At 45.9% G+C, this 20,285-nt stretch carries 15 protein-coding genes; 10 read left to right on the plus strand and 5 right to left on the minus strand.

Annotated features, from left to right (window positions below; all coding sequences use genetic code 11):
• Nucleotides 1-51: 51 nt before the first annotated feature.
• A complete protein-coding gene (locus tag R8N47_RS03805; protein WP_005384444.1) occupies nt 52-306 on the minus strand; it encodes a hypothetical protein in 255 nt (84 codons plus the stop codon).
• A 167-nt stretch (nt 307-473) separates the two neighbouring features.
• A complete protein-coding gene (locus R8N47_RS03810; RefSeq protein WP_017635935.1) occupies nt 474-3,251 on the minus strand; it encodes an insulinase family protein in 2,778 nt (925 codons plus the stop codon).
• Nucleotides 3,252-3,625: 374 nt separating this feature from the next.
• Here R8N47_RS03810 and sixA point away from each other — a divergent pair, with 374 nt between their 5' ends.
• Nucleotides 3,626-4,090 (plus strand): phosphohistidine phosphatase SixA, encoded by a 465-nt coding sequence (sixA, locus tag R8N47_RS03815; RefSeq protein WP_005380537.1) that lies wholly within the window; start codon nt 3,626-3,628, stop codon nt 4,088-4,090.
• 96 nt (nt 4,091-4,186) lie between these two features.
• On the opposite strand, the gene smrB is transcribed toward sixA, so the two are convergent.
• Nucleotides 4,187-4,717 (minus strand): endonuclease SmrB, encoded by a 531-nt coding sequence (gene smrB / locus R8N47_RS03820; RefSeq protein WP_005380539.1) that lies wholly within the window; start codon nt 4,715-4,717, stop codon nt 4,187-4,189.
• A gap of 62 nt (nt 4,718-4,779) precedes the next feature.
• On the opposite strand from smrB, the gene prmB reads away from it, so the two are divergent.
• Complete coding sequence (gene prmB, locus R8N47_RS03825) at nt 4,780-5,712, plus strand: 50S ribosomal protein L3 N(5)-glutamine methyltransferase (protein WP_005380541.1); 933 nt, start codon at nt 4,780-4,782, stop codon at nt 5,710-5,712.
• 179 nt (nt 5,713-5,891) lie between these two features.
• Nucleotides 5,892-6,977, plus strand: a complete 1,086-nt coding sequence (gene aroC / locus R8N47_RS03830) for a chorismate synthase (protein ID WP_053349555.1) — start codon at nt 5,892-5,894, stop codon at nt 6,975-6,977.
• A 223-nt stretch (nt 6,978-7,200) separates the two neighbouring features.
• Here the strand turns inward: aroC and R8N47_RS03835 are convergent, their stop codons facing one another.
• Nucleotides 7,201-7,824 (minus strand): trimeric intracellular cation channel family protein, encoded by a 624-nt coding sequence (locus R8N47_RS03835; protein ID WP_005380544.1) that lies wholly within the window; start codon nt 7,822-7,824, stop codon nt 7,201-7,203.
• Between the two features lie 332 nt (nt 7,825-8,156).
• Here R8N47_RS03835 and R8N47_RS03840 point away from each other — a divergent pair, with 332 nt between their 5' ends.
• The 3 genes from R8N47_RS03840 (at nt 8,157) to R8N47_RS03850 (ending at nt 9,647) form a co-directional block, all read left to right on the plus strand.
• Nucleotides 8,157-8,687: an elongation factor P hydroxylase gene (locus R8N47_RS03840; protein ID WP_005380546.1), complete on the plus strand. Its 531-nt coding sequence runs from the start codon at nt 8,157-8,159 to the stop codon at nt 8,685-8,687.
• 25 nt (nt 8,688-8,712) lie between these two features.
• Nucleotides 8,713-8,976 carry a YfcL family protein gene (locus R8N47_RS03845; RefSeq protein WP_033907374.1) on the plus strand — a complete coding sequence of 88 codons (264 nt, stop codon included), beginning with the start codon at nt 8,713-8,715 and terminating at the stop codon, nt 8,974-8,976.
• A gap of 146 nt (nt 8,977-9,122) precedes the next feature.
• A complete protein-coding gene (locus tag R8N47_RS03850; RefSeq protein WP_005380552.1) occupies nt 9,123-9,647 on the plus strand; it encodes an NADPH-dependent FMN reductase in 525 nt (174 codons plus the stop codon).
• Nucleotides 9,648-9,723: 76 nt separating this feature from the next.
• On the opposite strand, the gene mnmC is transcribed toward R8N47_RS03850, so the two are convergent.
• Nucleotides 9,724-11,742: a bifunctional tRNA (5-methylaminomethyl-2-thiouridine)(34)-methyltransferase MnmD/FAD-dependent 5-carboxymethylaminomethyl-2-thiouridine(34) oxidoreductase MnmC gene (mnmC, locus tag R8N47_RS03855; protein ID WP_064354220.1), complete on the minus strand. Its 2,019-nt coding sequence runs from the start codon at nt 11,740-11,742 to the stop codon at nt 9,724-9,726.
• Between the two features lie 128 nt (nt 11,743-11,870).
• On the opposite strand from mnmC, the gene fabB reads away from it, so the two are divergent.
• From fabB to R8N47_RS03875, 4 genes are all read left to right on the plus strand, one after another.
• A complete protein-coding gene (gene fabB / locus R8N47_RS03860) occupies nt 11,871-13,082 on the plus strand; it encodes a beta-ketoacyl-ACP synthase I (protein ID WP_064354219.1) in 1,212 nt (403 codons plus the stop codon).
• 340 nt (nt 13,083-13,422) lie between these two features.
• Nucleotides 13,423-14,556 carry a 4-phosphoerythronate dehydrogenase gene (locus R8N47_RS03865; RefSeq protein ID WP_017635930.1) on the plus strand — a complete coding sequence of 378 codons (1,134 nt, stop codon included), beginning with the start codon at nt 13,423-13,425 and terminating at the stop codon, nt 14,554-14,556.
• The gene (locus R8N47_RS03870; protein ID WP_017635929.1) at nt 14,553-15,566 is read left to right on the plus strand and encodes an aspartate-semialdehyde dehydrogenase; all 1,014 of its coding nucleotides are present in this window, start codon (nt 14,553-14,555) and stop codon (nt 15,564-15,566) included. Before R8N47_RS03865 ends, R8N47_RS03870 begins: the two co-directional genes overlap by 4 nt.
• 197 nt (nt 15,567-15,763) lie before the next feature.
• On the plus strand, nt 15,764-20,203 hold the full coding sequence (locus tag R8N47_RS03875) for a FimV/HubP family polar landmark protein (RefSeq protein ID WP_154205115.1): 4,440 nt from the start codon (nt 15,764-15,766) through the stop codon (nt 20,201-20,203).
• The last annotated feature ends 82 nt before the right edge of the window (nt 20,204-20,285 follow it).

Consider the following 20,285-nt stretch of genomic DNA (forward strand, 5'->3'; position numbering starts at 1 on the left):
GTAGAGAAAAAGGCTTGCCAGTGGCAAGCCTTTTTCATAAAGAAGAAATGGTTACTTCTTCTTGTCTTTCTTATCTTTATTGTGGCCTTTACCTGGGTTGTCGTCCCCGTGAACGCTGCTGTTACCTTTTTTGTCTTTATCATTCCACTGCTTTGAAGAGCAATCATCTGATTTGATGGATACATTGTCTCCGCTAAGGCGCACACAGTCGTCACTTAATTCGAAGCCATCGCCTTTGACTGAGATTTCAGCGTGAGCAGATGCCAATGGCAGTATAAGAGCCACAAGTAAAAGTGCTTTTTTCATGATTACCTCATTAAGTTATTTTTAGTGCGGTAATTAGAGCATAAGCCGCAATGGCGTAATTTCAATTTTCTGCCAATTATGGTGCCGATTCAATCTATGAGACCGACAACCTCATGGGTTTGTAGGTTCATTCTAGTAATCGACAATTTTATTTCTGCGCAACTAGATCACCCCAAGCCGCAATCTTTTGGCCGAAGTTGGAACTCTTCAATCGATCCTATTTCTTGTCCTAGATGGATGCGCGGAGCCTCCGAATGCGCTTGACCTTGAGAGTGCATGATCAAACGATTTGCAGTACGAGGTTTCAATTCGTTCACAACGAAGCGAATCATGTCTGCGCGCGTCAGCTTCTTCAACTCCGCCAGTACCTTGTCACGTTGGTTAAACTCAGTGTCTTTGTTTCCTATCGCAACCCAAAGACGTTGAGCCCGACCTCGAAGTGTGGTGTCCGGCGTTGCTATTTGGTTCCACAAGCCGCGCTTACTGCTGTGCCATTGGTAATCGTTTAACTCTAACAGCACCATATAAAAGGCATTTAAAAACTCATCGATTGAGGTAACCAGCTCGGCAGGTGCTGCATTAGGTGACTGCACATACAGTACAATACCAGGGTGACGATTTAGCGGCATATTGCCAGTGCCTACCATGTAACCTAATTGCTGCTTGGTACGGATTTCGTGGAAAAACGTTGCCGACATAAGGTGATTGGCCAATGAGTATAGCGCGATACTGCGAGGCTCAATATCCTCGCACTGGTGGTAAATAACGACCGCGGAATCTTGCTGATTACAATGCACCTCACGTTGAAAACTGCCATTTTTACCTAGCATAATGAGCGGACGAAGTGCTTCTTCATAACGTTGCTCGTTAACTCTTAGAGCATCTTTTAAAGTCGTTGCCATGTCATGGGCTTGCTGGCGTTGCCAGTCTCCGTAAACAAACATTTCAACGTGCAGTTCTGCAAGAATGGATTCTACGAATACCGAGAGTTCATCGACTTCGATTTCTTCTAGCGCTTCGACTAAGGTTGCGAAAGGCGGGTTATTGGGTTGAAGTAACCCAGTAAGTGCGTTAAACAGCTGCGAAATAGGGCGATCTTGTGAAGCATTTCTCCAGTTTCGTAACAGTTGTTGTTTGATGGTTTCAAAGCGAGCAGGGCTGAAATCTCGAGAAGCAAAACGGTGCAGAATCATTTCTAGCAACTGAGGCAGCTTTTGACTGAACCCTGAGAGGGTTAAGGTCACGCCACCTTGGTGAGCGTACATGTTGTAACCCATCCCTGCGATTTCTGCTTGATAGGTTTCTTTTGCTAGCGAATCGAGGAACATCTCTACACATAAGCGCGTTTTGACGATGTTCTTTGGTGATGCAACGGCATGAGAGCTGTCGATAGCGACATAAACGACACCTTTAGGCACGCGAAATTCGTCATCTTGCAAATGCCACAGCCGAAACCCTTCGAGATCCTCAATCAACTCTGGCAGTGAATCACCATTTTCGAGTGGCATGGGGTCGAGATCGTAGCAAATATAAGGGTTCTTTTCCGGTAAGACGAATTGCCAGCTTGGGTCGATTTGTTGATAGAAACGACGTTGGTCTTCACTAAAAGGTGTGACGGAGTACGGGGTAAAGTACCATTCGGCAGTACGGTTGTATTCCAGGCCTTTAGCAATCAAAGTGACGCGTACATTATCGATGGTTAAGTATCGCAGCAATGAACGCTGTAACTCCTCATCGTAGCCCGCCATTTTGTAGTCACCATAAACCGTGTCTTCCGGTTGATAGTGCTGCATGTTGATCACCAGATGGCTGACGAGATCCATTGGGCGCGATGGCTCTTGGAAGCGGAAAGCCGATTCTAATACCGCTTGTTTTTCGAGATAGCGCCATTCATCTAACCCGTCTTGTTTGATCATCGAGAGGTATTGAAAAACCGCTTGAACGATATCATCAACATGATCTAAGCCGTTTGGCGTCAGGGTGCAGCTTACGGTAAAGTCTCGGTAGTTACTGCCACTCGCGCCGCCGCCCGCTGAGAGAGAGGTAATCCAGCCTTTTTCTTTGAGTTGAAGCATCAAACTGCCTTCTCCTTCATAACCCAACAGGTGAGCAAAGTAGGAGAGTGGCTTCACGCTATAATGCGCATCCATTCCCGGCATGGGGAATGTGAGAATCAGTTTACGGAACTCTTTGAGCGGCTCGACTTGAACCAAAATGCCCGTGCTTTCCTCAGTGCCTATCGGTACATCAATCGATTTTCCACGAAGGTGGTGATTTGGGATGTCAGCAAACATGGTTTCTACCCAAGCTTGCTGTTCATCGAGCGACTGTGGCCCAAATAGAGTCAGTGTCATCAAATCGGCGGAATACTGAGAGTGGTGAAACTCCACAATTTCGTCGCGGATGGATTTACCATCTCGGTCGCCAAGAGTATCTAAGTTTCCGACAGAGAATTTTGAAAACGGGTGCTCTGGATTGATGACTTCTTTGTTAACTTGATACAGGCGACGAGAATCATCATTGAGTTTGAGCTTGTATTCGGAGTCGACAGCCTGGCGTTCTTTGTCTAATGCTTCTTCGTTAAACAAAGGTGCGGTAAAAAATTGGCTAAATCGATCTAAGGCACTTTCAAAGGCATTTGGAGCAATATTGAAAAAGAAACAAGTGTGCTCTGTACCAGTCCAAGCGTTGTTTGTTCCACCGTGTTGGCTAATATAGCTTTGAAACTCGCCCACTTTAGGGTATTTTTCCGTACCCAAAAAAAGCATGTGTTCTAAATAGTGTGCCAGACCTTGGCGATCGTTTGGGTCGTCGAAGTGTCCAACGTTCACTGCCAGAGCAGCTGCCGACTGTTGAGCTGTATCGGAATGAATCAGCAGTACACGCAGTTCATTGCTCAAGGTAATGTAGCGGTATTGATTTGAATCGTTAGGACTTAGATGCACGATGCGTCTCCAGATTTCGCATTACAGTAATTTAGGCTCCCCTCGCGGGGGGCGCAAAGTTTGCGTTTCGACAAATACTGCTTGCCGTATTTTTGTTATTCGTAGACTTCTGCACAGGCCCATCGCGTTTGCGTATGGGGAAGAACTGTTTGAGTGAATGCTCTGAACTCATTGCACAGTTAAATAGTGTGATGAACTGAGTACATTCTTTTAATAGATTGTTAAGAAAGTCGCTATCTTTAACAAGCGAATTGGTATAATGAACAGATAATTATATCAGTATTTTTGTTTCGTCATTGTTAAAGTTAGCCCCGTCTATCTAATAAAGATAGCAGTCAACCTTTTGGTAGCGTTAGCTATCCCTAGGAAATAACATGAAAATATTCATCATGCGTCACGGTGAAGCCGAGCATTTTGCAGATTCAGACGCAGCACGACAATTGACCCCAAGAGGCAGAGTCGAATCAGAAGCGGTTGCGAGAGCCTGTAAAGAACAGGGTTTTGCGCAATTCGATAAAGTGTTGGTGAGTCCGTACATTAGAGCTCAACAAACTTGGCAAGAGATCAGTGCGTATTTCTCTGCAAAAAGCATTGAAACTTGTGAAGATATTACACCTTATGGCCAGTCCGAGCATGTCTTCGATTTCGCAAGTGCGTTAATCGAAGTCGAACAATTGGACTCGCTTTTGTTCGTATCGCATTTGCCTTTGGTCGGTTATCTGACTTCAGAGTTTGTAAAAGACATGACACCTCCGATGTTTCCTACATCAGGCCTAGTGTGCATTGAATATGATTTACAAACACAAAATGGTGAAGTGCTATGGCATATTACGCCATAAGTGTCTAAACCAAAATAAGCGTTTGCAAATTAGAGACAGAATAAGAAAGGCAGGAGATCCCTGCCTTTTCGTTTCATCGTGTCTACGGTAAGCCTGTTACTTTTCAGGAATTGAAAGCAACACTAACAACGCACCATCACCACCAAATTCTAGTGGCGCTTGGTGAAAAGCCATAACGTCAGGATGCTGTGCTAACCAAAGTGGGGCTTTCTGTTTCAGGATGTGTTTCCCAATACCATGTTGCACACACGCACAATGAATCTCGTTTTTGATGCAATAGGCTATCATCGCACCAAGCTCGCGTTTTGCTTCTTGCTGTGTCATGCCGTGCATATCGAGGAACACGTCCGGTACATACACGCCACGACGTAGACGTTTGACTTCATAAGTGGAGACGTCGTCACGTGCATAACGAGTTGGACCTTCATCGTTTAATAGAGGGACAAACTCATCTGAAAAGTAAAATTCAGAGTCACTCGCTTCACGGTTGGAGCGCTTGATTTCTTTTTGCTTAGTATTTTTTTTTGGTTGCTGGATTATGGTATCCTGTCGCAACTTTTTTACGCCCTGTACTGCTTCCTGAAACAAGGCGAAATCGTCATCGTTCTCGGTGTCTTTTTTGCTCATTAGGTAAACAATTTCATTAATAAACTTTATTGGCAGTATTGTAGCGCTTTTCGGAGGCAATTTTGGATAAGATTTTTGTAGAAGAAGCGGTATCGGAACTGCATACCCTTCAAGATATGATTCGTTGGACGGTAAGCCGCTTTAATGCAGCGAACCTGTTTTACGGTCATGGTACTGATAATGCGTGGGATGAAGCTGTTCAGCTTATCCTGCCAACCTTATACTTGCCGATTGATGTGCCTCCGCACGTATTGAACTCTCGCCTAACGACAAGCGAGCGTCTGCGTATTGTTGAGCGCGTAGTAAAACGCATCAACGAGCGTACGCCAACAGCATACCTAACAAACAAAGCATGGTTCTGCGGTCTTGAGTTCTTCGTTGATGAGCGTGTACTTGTGCCACGCTCTCCTATCGGCGAATTGATTCAAGCGGAATTCCAACCTTGGTTGGTGGAAGAACCTACGCGCATCATGGACCTATGTACGGGTTCTGGTTGTATTGCGATTGCTTGTGCGCACGCTTTCCCTGAAGCAGAAGTGGATGCGATCGACATCTCTACAGATGCTCTACAAGTGGCTGAGCAAAACGTACAAGATCACGGTATGGAGCAGCAAGTGTTCCCAATTCGCTCTGATTTGTTCCGTGATCTTCCAAAAGAGAAATACAATCTAATCGTGTCCAACCCACCATATGTGGATGAAGAAGACATGAACAGCCTGCCAGATGAGTTCACGCATGAGCCTGAGCTTGGGCTAGCTGCGGGTACGGATGGTCTAAAACTAGTGCGTCGTATTCTTGCTAACGCGCCAGATTATCTAACAGATAACGGCATTCTTATTTGTGAAGTCGGCAACTCAATGATTCATATGATGGAACAGTACCCAGAGATTCCATTTACTTGGATTGAGTTCGAGAACGGCGGTCATGGCGTGTTTATGCTAACGCGTGACCAGCTGGTTGAGTGTGCAGAAGAGTTTAAACTGTACAAAGACTAATAGAGTCTTGCACTAAACATCAAAACACCGAGCTTTATGCTCGGTGTTTTTTTATGCATACCTCGCCGATATTAACTCTTTACATCAAAACGTAATAAAGCCACTATGAATCCACGAAGAATTGGAAAGCAGCTATGCTCTGTTTTGAGAGAGCGTGGCGATAAAAACTTGAGGAAGTAATGGCAGGAAACAGTATCGGACAACATTTCCGAGTGACGACATTCGGGGAAAGTCACGGTATCGCACTGGGATGTATCGTAGACGGATGTCCTCCGGGGTTGGAAATTACAGAAGCAGATCTACAAATCGATCTCGACCGCCGTCGTCCAGGCACATCACGTTACACCACACAACGTCGTGAACCGGATGAAGTTAAAATTCTTTCTGGCGTTTTTGAAGGCAAAACCACGGGCACATCGATCGGTTTGCTAATTGAAAACACCGATCAGCGCTCAAAAGACTACTCTGACATCAAAGATAAGTTCAGACCGGGTCATGCTGATTACACTTACCACCAAAAATATGGCATCCGCGACTATCGCGGTGGCGGCCGTTCTTCAGCTCGTGAAACCGCAATGCGTGTGGCTGCTGGTGCAATCGCGAAGAAATACTTAAAAGATGAGTTTGGTGTTGAGATTCGTGCTTACTTGTCACAAATGGGTGATGTATCTATCGACAAGGTAGATTGGAACGAAATCGAGAACAATGCATTCTTCTGCCCTGATGCTGACAAAGTAGAAGCATTTGACCAACTTATCCGTGACCTGAAAAAAGAAGGCGACTCTATTGGCGCAAAAATCCAGGTTGTGGCAACTAACGTGCCTGTTGGTCTTGGGGAACCCGTATTTGACCGTTTGGATGCAGACATCGCGCACGCACTAATGAGCATCAACGCGGTGAAAGGCGTGGAAATCGGAGACGGTTTCGAGGTGGTAACCCAAAAAGGCAGTCAGCACCGTGATACGCTTGCTCCTGAAGGTTTTGGTAGTAATCATGCGGGTGGCATTCTTGGTGGTATCTCGACTGGTCAAGACATTGTCGCAAACATTGCGCTTAAGCCAACATCAAGTATCACTGTGCCGGGTGAGACCATCACAAAAGAAGGTGAACCAACTCAGTTGATCACCAAAGGTCGTCATGACCCATGTGTGGGTATTCGTGCTGTGCCTATCGCAGAAGCGATGCTGGCTATTGTGGTGATGGATCATTTACTACGCCACCGTGGTCAAAACCATGGCGTAACAACTGAAACACCGAAGATTTAAGAGCTTTGTGTCATTCCAGCGAGCTATAGCGAGACTAGGAATCTAATTTCAGCACGATGAAAAGAGAAAGAAACATCTCTGACAACAGAGTGCTCGGATAATAGATCCTGAATCATGCTCCTTCGTCGCTGTTCAGGATGACTGAATATAAAATTATGCCACTCACTGAATCGCGGGTGGCACAATTTTATCAGGCAACCTTTTTTGTTTAAGTAGTTTTTGCTTAATGAATCGAGCCTTCGGTTTCCAAATGGAAAGAAGGCAGACGCCACTTAAAGCGTACCGCAGCCATACGCAACATGTAACCAGTAACCAGTGTAATAATAGTGGCAGTGACATCGGGAACATTGAATTCTAATAGCGCTAAGTACATTCCTGATGCGATAAGAGCGACAGAAGCGTAAAGCTCTTCATGCAGTACCAATGGTGTTTGGCGACAGATTAAGTCGCGAAGTAGCCCACCGAATACACCAGTTACTAACGCTGAAACCATACAAATACCAGGGTGCAAGCCCATGCCCATCGCAATTTTTGTTCCGATGATACTAAACACGATTAAACCTAATGCATCGAGGCGAATGAACAGACCTTTCAGCTTAATCACCCATTTCGCTAAACCTGTTGTTAGCACACCTGCAACACACGTAATTGCAAGGAACTCTGGGTTTTTTACCCAACCAAGAGGGTAGTGGCCTAATAGAATGTCACGTACGGTGCCACCACCAATGGCCGTTGCGCTGGCCACCAACATAACACCAAACCAGTCCATCTTTCTTCTACCAGCACTTAACGCACCTGTCATGGCTTCAGCCGTGATACCAATGATATACAACACACTTAGCAACATAGGGAAACACTCAACGTAAAAAGTCACTACGTTCTACGAGAATCAGCGTAGGCGAAGTAACAACACTTACAAACGGTTCTATCTCTCTTAAAAAGTGATTAAAACCAGCAACATGCTTGTAATCAAACGGCTTAAAAATAGCGGTTTGAACGGCATCAAAATAAGGCGAGAGTGTAGTGGTAAATAAGTACGCTGACGAATGAGAAATTGTATGGAGAAAGCGATGTTCAGATAAATTCAACTAATAACCAAAAATGTGGGGTTGCCTTTACCTCATAGCTAAAAACAGCGACAATATGCAGCGCATGTCAAACTGAAGTACAAACTCGACGATGACCCACGAATACCAAGACTTAATCACCATTTTTAATGACACCTTTTTAGAACAATTTAATACGAAATTAGAGTTAGGTGGTGATGAGCCTATTTATCTTCCTGCTGATGATGAACACCCTCATCATCGGATTATTTTTGCTCGGGGTTTTTACGCCTCTGCTTTACACGAGATCTCGCATTGGTGTGTGGCTGGTCCAGAGCGTCGTTTGCTGGAAGATTTTGGTTATTGGTATGAACCTGATGGGCGAACAGCAGAAGTTCAAGCGGAGTTTGAGAAAGTTGAAGTGCGACCTCAAGCTTATGAATGGATTCTGGCACAAAGCGCTGGCTTCCCTTTTACGGTGAGTTGTGACAATCTACACGGCGATTTTGAACCAGATAGGCTCGGCTTTATGAAAAAAGTGCATAAAGAAGTGCTAGGTATTTTGGACGTTGGCTTGCCTTTGCGAGTGAAAATGCTTTCTGATGCCCTGCGCGCATTTTATCAAACTAAGCCACTGGAAGCGTCGGACTTTTGCGTTAAATAACCACTAATAACCTCAGAGATACACCATGATTATTGAATTTGAAGAAAAACTACTGGAACTGATTGATGCTCGAATTGAAACAGCATCTGACGATGAATTGTTTGCTGGTGGTTATTTACGTGGTCACATCTCTTTATCCGCGGCGTCTTGTGAAGAAGAAGGGATTAGCGATATTGCTGAGCTGAAGTCACGCATTGAGAGCAGCTTAGAAGATTCGCGTACCGAGTTAAGCCCGGCCGATCGCGTGATTGTCAGTGATTTGTGGCAAGAGCTCCAGGCTCAGGCTTAATCCCTAAGCAGCGTTCTCCCTTTATTTAATCCTAGTCATTTACTACTTCGAAAAATTCGAACCTCTCAATAAAATTTTTGTGGTTGTAGCGAAACTGTTCAACTTTTATTCTGATCAGCATAAAACGTGAACAAAGGATTACAACCATGAAAATTGTCGCATTTGGTGCATCTACCAGCTCTACCTCAATCAACAAACTACTTGCTACATACGCAGCAAATCAAGTCGAAGGCGCTCAAGTGAATGTTCTAGACTTAAACGATTATCAAGCGCCAATGTTTAGCGAGGACAAAGAGAAAGAAATAGGTCAAGCTGAAGGGGCTGTCGCGTTTTTACGTGACTTGGCGGAGGCTGACGCTCTCGTTGTTTCCTTCGCAGAGCACAACGGTTCGTACCCAGCGGCCTATAAAAACTTGTTCGATTGGGCGACGCGCATTGAGCGTAATGTATTTCAAAACAAACCTGTCGTTTATTTAGCAACTTCCCCAGGTCCCGGTGGTGCACAAAGTGTTCTTGCGGCGGCGACAGGTTCTGCTCAATTTTTTGGCGCGGATGTAAAGGCATCGTTATCTGTGCCGAGCTTCTACGAAAATTTTGACGTGGAATCGGGTAAGGTTGTAAACCCAGAAGTGGCAGAGCAAGTGAAACAGGCAGTTGCACTGCTGAAGTAATCTCAGTACGAGCAACTTAGTGAGTTAGCGATTCCCGACACGTATCTGTGTCGGGAATTAAAACGAGAGAATACTCTTACAGCTCGGTAATGGCTTTGCCTTTTCTTAGTTTACGAACCCACATTCGACTTGGGTGAAGTTCGGTCAATACATCAACCGGTAATGGCAGCGGGTCCCCACAGATCTGGGAGGCCAACACTTCAGCTAATAATGGTGCAGAGCTCAGTCCACGAGATCCTAAACCTAAGAAGCAGAATAGGTTAGGGTACTGATGAATGGTTTCTACCTCTTCTGCTTTTTGATTTTGTAAGTTGGCGTATTGCGTTTTGATCGTCTCAAAGTCACCCACATTCCCGACAAATGGTAAGTGATCTCGGCTAACACAACGAATACCTTGGCGAGATTGATTATCAGTGATATCTACCTCTTTTGCCCATGTTTGATTCGGTACACATTTCACTAGCTTTTCCGCATTATCTTTTTGGGCGTTTTCATCAAATTCGTAGTCAAGGTGACTGCGGTCGTAGCTTGCACCGATACACAAGTGTTGATTACTTGGGTTAACAGGTGTCATGTAACCGTCGTAACACAACACCGTTTTCAGCTGACTCAGCGTTTCTGTTGCTGGCGCATGACTGACTTGTCCTTTCACTTGTCCCATTGGTAGGGAAGCGGTTTGACTCAATGTCTGGAACTCATGGCCGTTCGCAATTACAACCGTTGAGTGCTCAAATGTTTGACCACTCGCCGTTAGTAGCCAGAACTGACGCTTTTCATCCCAATCTAATGCCTCAACATGGTGTTCAAACTTCGTTGAGAGTAACGACGTCTTCTCCAATTGTTTAATTAACCCGCGAGTTAACTCGGCAGGGCACAGCCACCCTCCCATTGGGTAGTGCACAGACGCCATATCAATAGGTAACCCGATAGTGTTCGCAGTCTCCTCGGCGGACAGCTTGTGAATGAGCTCTGGAGTGAAGTTACCCGCAAGCATTTTCTCCAGTTTGTCTGTGGATTTGTCATCCCACATCAACTGAGTTACGCCACACCAGTCATGATCAAAATCGATCTCTTGTGCTGCTTGTTCAACAAACTGACGTGCGAACAAAAATGCAGGAGCAAACACTCGTGAAACACCCGTGTGCGGGCCATTAAGCAGTGGATAAACGGCTCCTTGTCGATTGCCTGAAGCTCCTTTGGCTGGTTGTTTGTCTTTACAGTAAAGGGTGACGTTTTGGCCACGACGAACTAACGTTTTCGCTAACGCCGCGCTAGCTATACCACCACCAATGATGGCAATCGAATCAAGATTGCTAGATGCTGAGCGATTGAACCAAGGGAGATGGTTCGACTGCTTTTCACGTTGCTCCATAGAGCCGGCGATCATTTCTCGCTTAGTGCCGAAACCTTTCACCTTTTTCATTGTAAAGCCAGCTTCGTTCAAACCACGACGTACAAAGCCTGCTGCGGTAAACGTGGCAACTGTACAATCTTGCTTGGCTAGCTTTGCCATGTTGTTGAACAGGCCTTGGTTCCACATTTCTGGGTTTTTGCTTGGCGCGAATCCATCTAAGAACCAAGCATCAATCAAACCTTGTTCGTTGTATGGAACTTGCGGCATGCAGTCTTTAATGTCACCAAACCAAAGGTCGAGTGTGATTGCGCCGTCTTCTAAAACAATGCGATGACACTCCGGCACAGCGGCAGGGTAGTGCTTTTGTAACTTTTCCGCGTACTCAGCTAGCTCAGGCCAAGCTTCATGCGCCTTCTTTAAATCGGCTTTGCTTAATGGGTATTTTTCAAAGCTAATAAAATGCAGCTCTTTCAATGTTGCGTCCGGATGCTGACGACGAAACTCACTAAACCACTGGCATACTGCTAAGAAGTTTAATCCCGTGCCAAATCCTGTTTCACCAATGACAAAACGTCTTTGGTCAAATTCCTGCCATCTTTCTGGGAGATGATTTTGTTTTAAGAAAACGTAGCGTGTCTCTTCAAGACCGTTTACGTTAGAGAAGTAAACATCATCAAATTGGTCTGAAACCGGAGTACCAGCTTCGTTCCAACCAAGTTCTGCGTTTTTTATTGAAGTCATAATGGTGCAAATTTGTGATTTGGCGCGGTAAGAATGGGGCGATTGTACGAATTTATGGGAAAGCTGACCACTTTTGTTGACTATCTTAGTTATCATCTAGCGGATTTTTGAATTATAGGAATGTCATAATGAAACGAGTCGTAATCACCGGTATGGGTATTGTTTCAAGTATCGGTAACAACGTCGAAGAAGTTCTAGCGTCTCTTAAAGCGGGCAAATCTGGCATCACTGCATCTGAGCAGTTCAAAGAACACGGTCTTCGTTCGCAAGTATGGGGTGACCTAAAAATCAACCCGGCGGAACACATCGACCGTAAGCAGATGCGCTTTATGGGTGATGCGGCTGCTTATGCATACCTATCAATGGAGCAGGCAATCGCAGACGCTGGTCTTACAGAAGAGCAGGTTTCAAACGATCGTACCGGTATCGTTGCAGGTTCTGGCGGTGCTTCTGCATACAATCAAACGGTAGCGACAGACACGATGCGCGCCAAAGGCGTAAAGCGAGTTGGTCCTTACATGGTTCCTCGTACTATGTCTTCTACTGTTTCTGCTTGTCTTGCTACGCCATTTAAGATTCGTGGCGTGAACTACTCAATGAGCTCTGCATGTGCAACATCTGCACACTGTATCGGCCATGCTATGGAGCTTATTCAACTAGGCAAACAAGATATTGTTTTTGCTGGTGGCGGCGAAGAGCTAGATTGGTCTCAAACTATGATGTTTGATGCGATGGGCGCACTGTCAACCAAATACAATGACACGCCAGACAAAGCATCTCGTACATACGATGCAGACCGTGACGGTTTTATTATCTCGGGCGGCGGCGGCATGCTGGTTATTGAAGAACTAGAGCACGCACTGGCACGTGGTGCGAAAATCTACGGTGAAATCGTAGGTTACGGTGCGACATCAGATGGCTACGACATGGTAGCGCCATCAGGTGAAGGCGCAATTCGTTGTATGAAGATGGCGATGCAAGACGTTGATGGTGTGGATTACATCAACACGCACGGCACATCGACACCAGTTGGTGACGTGAAAGAGCTTGGTGCTATCCAACAATTGTTTGGTGAGAACAGCCCTGCAATCTCTGCAACAAAAGCAATGACTGGCCACGCACTCGGCGCAGCGGGCGTGCACGAAGCAATTTACTCAACACTTATGCTAGACAAAAACTTCATTGCTCCAAGCATCAATATTTCAAACTTGGACGAAGCAGCACAAGGTCTGGACATCGTGACAGAAGCACGTGATGCAGAGCTAACGACCGTAATGTCAAACAGCTTTGGCTTTGGCGGCACAAACGCAACTTTGGTTATTAAAAAGTACCAAGGTTAACTGAATTTGTTGGCGCCTTGCGAGAGTACTGTAAACGCCAACAATCCAGTTTCCAGAGCTTGATCAGTCACACTGATCGAACAGACGCAGACTCTATCCCATGGAGAGCGGGATAGGATCCTTTTGTTCTGGAACTTTGCCCGGCTATTTAGCCGGGCTTTTTCTTTTCTCTGTTTCTGCTTTTCTCTAGGCTTCCCGTCAATCGATTCTATAGGAGTTACCTCCTTGAGGTTTATTGGTGTTATATCTTGAGATTTTTCGGGAAAAGGGCACAATCGCTTTAGTTTCGCATCTTGCGAATAAACGAACTCTTACAAATGGATGTTAGAACGCTGGCGTTATGAAAATTATTGTTGATGAAAATATGCCGTATGCTGAAGAGCTATTCAGCCAACTCGGTAACGTAATTCTAAAACCAGGTCGTACACTGACCGCCGATGATTTAGTGGATGTTGATGCCCTAATGATTCGCTCAGTCACCAAAGTGAATGCTGACCTGATCAGCAAAGCAAACAAGCTGAAGTTTGTTGGTACGGCCACGGCAGGCATGGATCATGTTGACCAAGCACTTTTAAAAGAGAAAGGTATTTTCTTCACTGCGGCGCCAGGGTGTAACAAAGTGGGTGTGGCGGAATACGCGTTCAGCGTGATGATGGTGCTCGCTCAGCAACAAGGTTTCTCGGTATTTGACAAGACAGTAGGTATTATTGGTGCAGGCCAAGTAGGTAGCTACCTAGAGAAATGTTTGAAAGGCATGGGTATGAAAGTTCTCATCAATGACCCATTCAAACAAGAGGCTGGTGATCCTCGTAGCTTTACTCCGTTGACAGAACTGATTGAAAGCTCAGACATCATTACACTACATACGCCAATCACCAAAGATGGCCCATACCCAACGCATCATTTGATTGATGAGAAGGTATTAAATGGTCTCCGCAGCGATCAAATTTTGATTAACGCGGCTCGAGGTCCCATCGTTGACAACGCTGCTTTGAAGCAACGTCTTTTGAAAAACGATGGCTTTACAGCGGCACTTGACGTATTTGAATTTGAACCAGAGGTTGATATGGGGCTTCTGCCTCTGCTAGCATTCGCAACCCCTCACGTTGCAGGCTATGGTCTGGAAGGGAAAGCTCGCGGTACGACGATGATTTTCAACAGCTATTGTGAGTTCTTAAATAACGAATTACGTGCGCATGCCAGCGATTTACTGCCAACCGCGCCTGTTCCTACTATGGTATTGGACAGAGCTTGGGACGAAGCAACACTGCATAACATCACGCAGTTAATCTATGATGTGCGTAGAGATGACGCCCTTTTCCGCCGTGAAATCAGTAAGCCAGGTGCTTTTGACCTGATGCGTAAAAACTACTGGGATCGCCGTGAATACAGCGCTGTCACGCTAGTGGGTAACAAAACATGTAACCTTGCTCCATTAGCAGAACTAGGTTTTCAGATTGAGGTAAGTCAATGAGCCAGCAATATAATGTTGCCATTTTAGGTGCGACCGGTGCGGTCGGTGAAACAATTTTGGATGTGCTTCAAGAGCGCAAATTCCCAGTAGGCGAAATCTTCCTACTCGCGAGTGAGCGCAGCGAAGGCAAGACTTACCGCTTCAATGGTAAAACGGTACGCGTTCAAAACGTAGAAGAGTTCGATTGGTCTCAAGCGCATATCGCACTGTTTTCTGCTGGTGGTGAGCTATCAGCCAAGTGGGCTCCAATTGCCGCTGATGAGGGCGTGATTGTTATCGACAATACATCACACTTCCGTTACGAGTACGACATTCCTCTTGTTGTGCCAGAAGTAAACCCAGAAGCGATTGCAGAGTTTCGTAACCGTAACATCATCGCGAACCCGAACTGTTCAACCATCCAAATGCTGGTGGCACTAAAACCAATTCACGATGCGGTGGGCATTGAGCGTATTAACGTATCAACTTACCAATCGGTGTCTGGTGCAGGCAAAGCGGGTATCGATGAGCTAGCAGGTCAAACGGCGAAGCTGCTAAACGGTCTGCCCGCAGACAAGAAGCAATTCTCTCAACAGATCGCGTTTAACTGTATTCCACAAATCGATCAGATGATGGAAAACGGCTACACCAAAGAAGAAATGAAAATGGTGTGGGAAACACAGAAGATCTTTAACGATCCATCAATCGCAGTCAATCCAACGTGTGTACGTGTTCCTGTATTCTACGGTCACGCAGAAGCACTTCACATTGAGACTCGTTCACCTATCGATGCACAAGAAGTCGTTAACTTGCTTGAACAAACTGATGGTATCGAAGTGTTCCACGGTGAAGACTTCCCTACACAAGTTCGCGATGCGGGCGGTAAGGACCATGTAATGGTTGGTCGTATCCGTAACGATATCAGCCATCATAGCGGCGTAAACCTGTGGGTTGTTGCTGATAACGTGCGTAAAGGCGCGGCAACTAACGCGGTGCAAATCGCAGAAGTTCTGATCCGCGATTACTACTAAGTCGCTTACAGTTCATTTCAAAGCCTCGCACAGTGCGAGGCTTTTTTGTACGAACGAAACAAAATAGTGTGAGATTAGTACGAATATGGCGAGAGCCACACATTTTTTATTCTCAACGCTATAGTTTTGCATGCGATATCCGATATATTTAACCGATCACCATTTCAAATTGTATCTAGCACAAAACTGAGCCTTCTATGCGTCAAAATTATAAGCGTTTGTTAGCAGCCCTTGTGTTGATGAGCGCGACTCAGACATCATCAGTGGTTCAAGCCGAAGGAATTCGTCTTGTTGGACCGTCTGGTGAAGTGCAATCATCTCCGAGCTATGCTGAAGATATTGAGCGAGCATTACCTGCTCCTCCTGCGAATACTCAACCGTCACGTTTCTTTGGTCCGACTGGTGAAAATCAAACACTATGGTCGATCGCTTCAGAATTACGACCTTCACGCGGTGTTACCGTTCAACAAACGCTTCTTGCCATTTACCGAATTAACCCTCAAGCGTTTGAGAACCAAAACATTCATGAATTGATCCCAGGGAGTCGGCTACGAGTACCTTCTCTAGAGCAAGTGCAAAGCGCGACCACAGCGCAAGCTGTTGCGATTATGAAGGCGCATGAAGCTAAGTTAAAACAGCCGAAGCCGACAAATAGAGCGACGCCAGCACAACGAGTCACCGAGCAACCAAAGCCACAAATTAAAGTAGAACCCAAACCTGCGGCTAAGCCAGAGACAGTGGCAGCAACGGAGCCAAAACCAACTCCGAAAACAATACCAGTCATCCCTGCGCCACCAGTAACCACCTCTCCGCAGGGAGAAAAGCAGGTCAGTGCGCTAAAGGACAAACTTCAAGGCTCACAAAGTGAATTAGAGTCATTAGAAGAGAAGAACCATCGTCTTCGATTGATGCTGTCAGAAGTGCAAAGCGAAGTCGAAACTTTGAAAAGCGAGCTGAATGACGAAGAACGCATTCGCTCAGAAGTCGAGAAACTGCTTGCAGAAGAGCGCCAGCGCCTTGCTGAACAACAGCGCATGCAACCAAGCACCATGGACAAAATTTTGTCTAATGGTTGGCTTGTTGGTCTTGCGGCATTAATTCCTGGTGCTTTGATTGCGTTGCTAGTTGTTATGCTTCTTGGTCGACGCTCTAAAGCGAAAGGGGAAGAAGCGGCTGCACAGGAACAGCAAAACGTTGATCCTCTAGCGGCGCCAATCGGTTTAGCGGCGGCGGATGAGCTTGATGAAGAGCTCACGCTTGATGATGAATTGTTTGCAGATGAAGATATCAACACACAGTCTTTACAAGAAGAGAAGTCAGATTTAGAAGAAGACGTCTTTGCTAACCTCGACGATGAAGAACTTGATTTCAATCTGGAAGGGGACGATGACCCATTTGCAGATATTGGCGATGACGGTGACCTAGATGTTGGTCTGGATGAGTTTGAGTCATCGAACAATGGTATCCAAGTCAACGGCGAAGAAAAAGCGCTTGGTTTAGAAGAAATGGAGCGAGCCTTAGATGAGGTTGCTCCAGAACTAGAAGTGCTCGATGACGATGAGTCTGGCTTCGATCTTTCGGATGATGTGAATGAGAAATCAGACTCGCTTTCAGACGACGCATTTGCCGAGTTACTTGCAGCCGATGAGCCGTCAGAAGAGTTACCAAGTGACACTGTCGACCAGGATATGCTTGATGACTTGTTTGCTGAACTTGGCAACGATGACTTCGATTTAGATACTGATGAGCCTGAGTTAAAACAGCCCGTTTCGGATGATGACTTTAGTGTAGGAGAGGCATCTGACGACGATATCGATAAGCTATTGGCCCAGTATGAACAACCGGCTAGTGAATCGGAAGTTCGAGAAGCTGACGCCAATGAAGGTCCTGTTCTAGATGAAAACAGTACAGAGCTACTCGATGAACTCATTGATTTTGATGAAGATGACACAGACGAGTTTGATCCACTAAACGAGCTAGAAGCAATCTCTGGTTTTGAAGGTGATGACTCGATCGAAGAGTTAGACGCAGATAGCACAGACTTACTGGATGAACTCATTGATGATGTTACCTCTGAACTTGATGAAGAGACTGAAGCTGATTTAGATCCGTTTGATGATCTGATTCGAGAGGACGAGAGCCCAGAGCTGAATAAATCGGAAGAGGAAGAGTTACTGAAATCACTTGGTTTTGGTGAGCCAGACGCCGACGAAAAGCCATCTTCCGTAGTTGAGTCAGAACAAACTCATGAAGATCAGGACATTGAGTCTGGGTTGGACATCGACGCTTTATTAAGTGAAAGCCAACCAGACACGCAACAAGCTGCAAAAGAGCAACCATTAACCGAGCCAGAGGCTGCTTCAGAGCCATTTAGCAGCGATGAATTTCTTGGTGATTTAGAGGACCTCACACCAGAGAATGATCCTTTAATGAGCGAGCTAGACGACCTATTTGAGTCAGACAGTGAAGAACTTCTGCCAACAGAACAAGAAAAAGCGGATTTTTCTGCTGAACTTGACGCTCTATTTGATAGTGAAGACGATTTACCGCAGCAAGTTGAAAAAACACAAACGGAGATAGAGGAAGCTTCATCACTACAACAAGAGGCTACCGATACTGATTCAACACAAGAACCATCCGTGGAGTCCGGTGCTGAGGTACAGCCTCACGTTGAGCAAGAGGAAGACATTCCAGCCTTCACGCCGACACCAAATACAATAGAGAATGAATTCGGTGTTCCACAAGAAGAAGATTGGCTACTGGATGAGCCTGAATTGGAGCCGGAAACTGAGTCGACCAACGATTCAGAAGAAGAATTCAATTTTGATGAGCTAGATCTTCCAGAATTCAGCGAAGAAGATGCTCTAGCATCTATGGCTGGCGAACCTGCGTTAGAAACGTCCGAGTCCGTTGAACCAGAACAAATTGAAGCCGACTTGCCAGCTGAGTCCGAAGAAGAGTTCAATTTTGACGAGCTGGATCTTCCTGAGTTTAGTGAAGAAGACGCATTGGCGTCCATGGCTGGCGAACCTGCGTTAGAAACGTCCGAGTCCGTTGAGCCAGAACAGGTTGAAGCAGACTTGCCAGCTGAATCAGAAGATGAATTCAATTTTGATGAGCTCGATTTGCCAGAGTTCAGTGAAGAAGATGCACTGGCGTCTATGGCTGGCGAACCTACGTTAGAAACGTCCGAGTCCGTTAAGCCAGAACAAGTTGAAGCCGACTTGCCAACTGAGTCCGAAGAAGAGTTCAATTTTGATGAGCTCGATTTGCCAGAGTTCAGTGAAGAAGATGCACTGGCGTCTATGGCTGGCGAACCTGCGTTAGAAACGTCCGAGTCCGTTAAGCCAGAACAAGTTGAAGCCGACTTGTCAGCTGAGTCCGAAGAAGAGTTCAATTTTGACGAGCTGGATCTTCCTGAGTTTAGTGAAGACGACGCATTGGCGTCTATGGCTGGCGAACCTGCGTTAGAAACGTCCGAGTCCGTTGAGCCAGAACAAGTTGAAGCCGACTTGCCAACTGAGTCCGAAGAAGAGTTCAATTTTGATGAGCTCGATTTGCCAGAGTTCAGTGAAGAAGATGCACTGGCGTCTATGGCTGGCGAACCTGCGTTAGAAACGTCCGAGTCCGTTGAGCCAGAACAGGTTGAAGCCGACTTGCCAGCTGAGTCCGAAGAAGAGTTCAATTTTGATGAGCTCGATTTGCCAGAGTTCAGCGAAGAAGATGCCTTGGCGTCGATGGAAGAAGAGCCAGAATTACCGAGCTCTGAGACTGCAGATATAGAACCAATCTCCGGTGAGGATGAAGAGTTAAGTTTTGACGACCAAGATCTTCCAGAGTTCAATGAGGAAGATGTTCTCGCGTCAATGAACGAGGGTGCGCCAGAGAGCCCTAAGGTTGAAGCAGAGACATCGAGACCAGCTATTCAAGCCGATAACGATCATGATGCTTTGTTTGAAGTATTTGCGCAGCAAAACGGCTTTGATACTGACCCAGAAGTGCAGCCAACAGCGACAGAGGGTGAGCCGCTCAGTAATTTGGATGATGAATCATCAATGGCTAACCTTCTTGCGGAAGACGCAAACTCAGAAGTATTTGAAGGTAAACTAGACAGTGACACCATCGCAAGTGCAGGTATGGATTTTGAAACCATGCTTGATGTTGGAGATGATTGGGATGGCTTTAAACCCGCTGCTGATAACGTAAGTTCTACTGAAGAAGTGCCTGAGGACCAGCGTGATGTTTGGAATTCGAGTGATGCACTAAGTCAGCCAGAGATCGCGCAAGAAAACTGGGCAGAGCAAAGCGACTTGGATGACTTCGACCCGAAGAAAAATCAATTTATGACGATTGATGAATTGATGGCTCAGGTCGACAGAGAAGGTGGTGAGTTCGAAGAAGAAGACCTTAAGCTCGATGTCGGATTGAACGAGTTTCCAGATGTTATCGGCGAGATCGGCGATATTGACGTAGATAACAATGCTGAAGCGGCTGGGAAACTGGATTTGGCTAAAATCTATCTCGAGATGAACGATTCTCAAGGGGCGATTAAACTACTAGAAGAGGCGATTGTTTACGGTGAGGATGATATTCGCCGCGAAGCAAAAAGCCTGATTGACGCCATTAATGGCCGATAAACCGAAACAAAAGGGTAGCGTTTGCTACCCTTTTTGTGTCCCGTTAGTAGGATGCTACCTTTATGTCACCCTTGGTGAAACT

It is taken from the genome of Vibrio sp. 2132-1, assembly GCF_033344315.1.

Coding starts and splice junctions, on each gene's coding strand:
- R8N47_RS03805 (WP_005384444.1), bottom strand. CDS start 306: ATGAAAAAAGCACTTTTACTTGTGGCTCTTATACTGCCATTGGCATCT.
- sixA (WP_005380537.1), top strand. CDS start 3,626: ATGAAAATATTCATCATGCGTCACGGTGAAGCCGAGCATTTTGCAGAT.
- smrB (WP_005380539.1), bottom strand. CDS start 4,717: ATGAGCAAAAAAGACACCGAGAACGATGACGATTTCGCCTTGTTTCAG.
- aroC (WP_053349555.1), top strand. CDS start 5,892: ATGGCAGGAAACAGTATCGGACAACATTTCCGAGTGACGACATTCGGG.
- R8N47_RS03835 (WP_005380544.1), bottom strand. CDS start 7,824: ATGTTGCTAAGTGTGTTGTATATCATTGGTATCACGGCTGAAGCCATG.
- R8N47_RS03840 (WP_005380546.1), top strand. CDS start 8,157: ATGACCCACGAATACCAAGACTTAATCACCATTTTTAATGACACCTTT.
- R8N47_RS03845 (WP_033907374.1), top strand. CDS start 8,713: ATGATTATTGAATTTGAAGAAAAACTACTGGAACTGATTGATGCTCGA.
- R8N47_RS03850 (WP_005380552.1), top strand. CDS start 9,123: ATGAAAATTGTCGCATTTGGTGCATCTACCAGCTCTACCTCAATCAAC.
- mnmC (WP_064354220.1), bottom strand. CDS start 11,742: ATGACTTCAATAAAAAACGCAGAACTTGGTTGGAACGAAGCTGGTACT.
- fabB (WP_064354219.1), top strand. CDS start 11,871: ATGAAACGAGTCGTAATCACCGGTATGGGTATTGTTTCAAGTATCGGT.
- R8N47_RS03865 (WP_017635930.1), top strand. CDS start 13,423: ATGAAAATTATTGTTGATGAAAATATGCCGTATGCTGAAGAGCTATTC.
- R8N47_RS03870 (WP_017635929.1), top strand. CDS start 14,553: ATGAGCCAGCAATATAATGTTGCCATTTTAGGTGCGACCGGTGCGGTC.
- R8N47_RS03875 (WP_154205115.1), top strand. CDS start 15,764: ATGCGTCAAAATTATAAGCGTTTGTTAGCAGCCCTTGTGTTGATGAGC.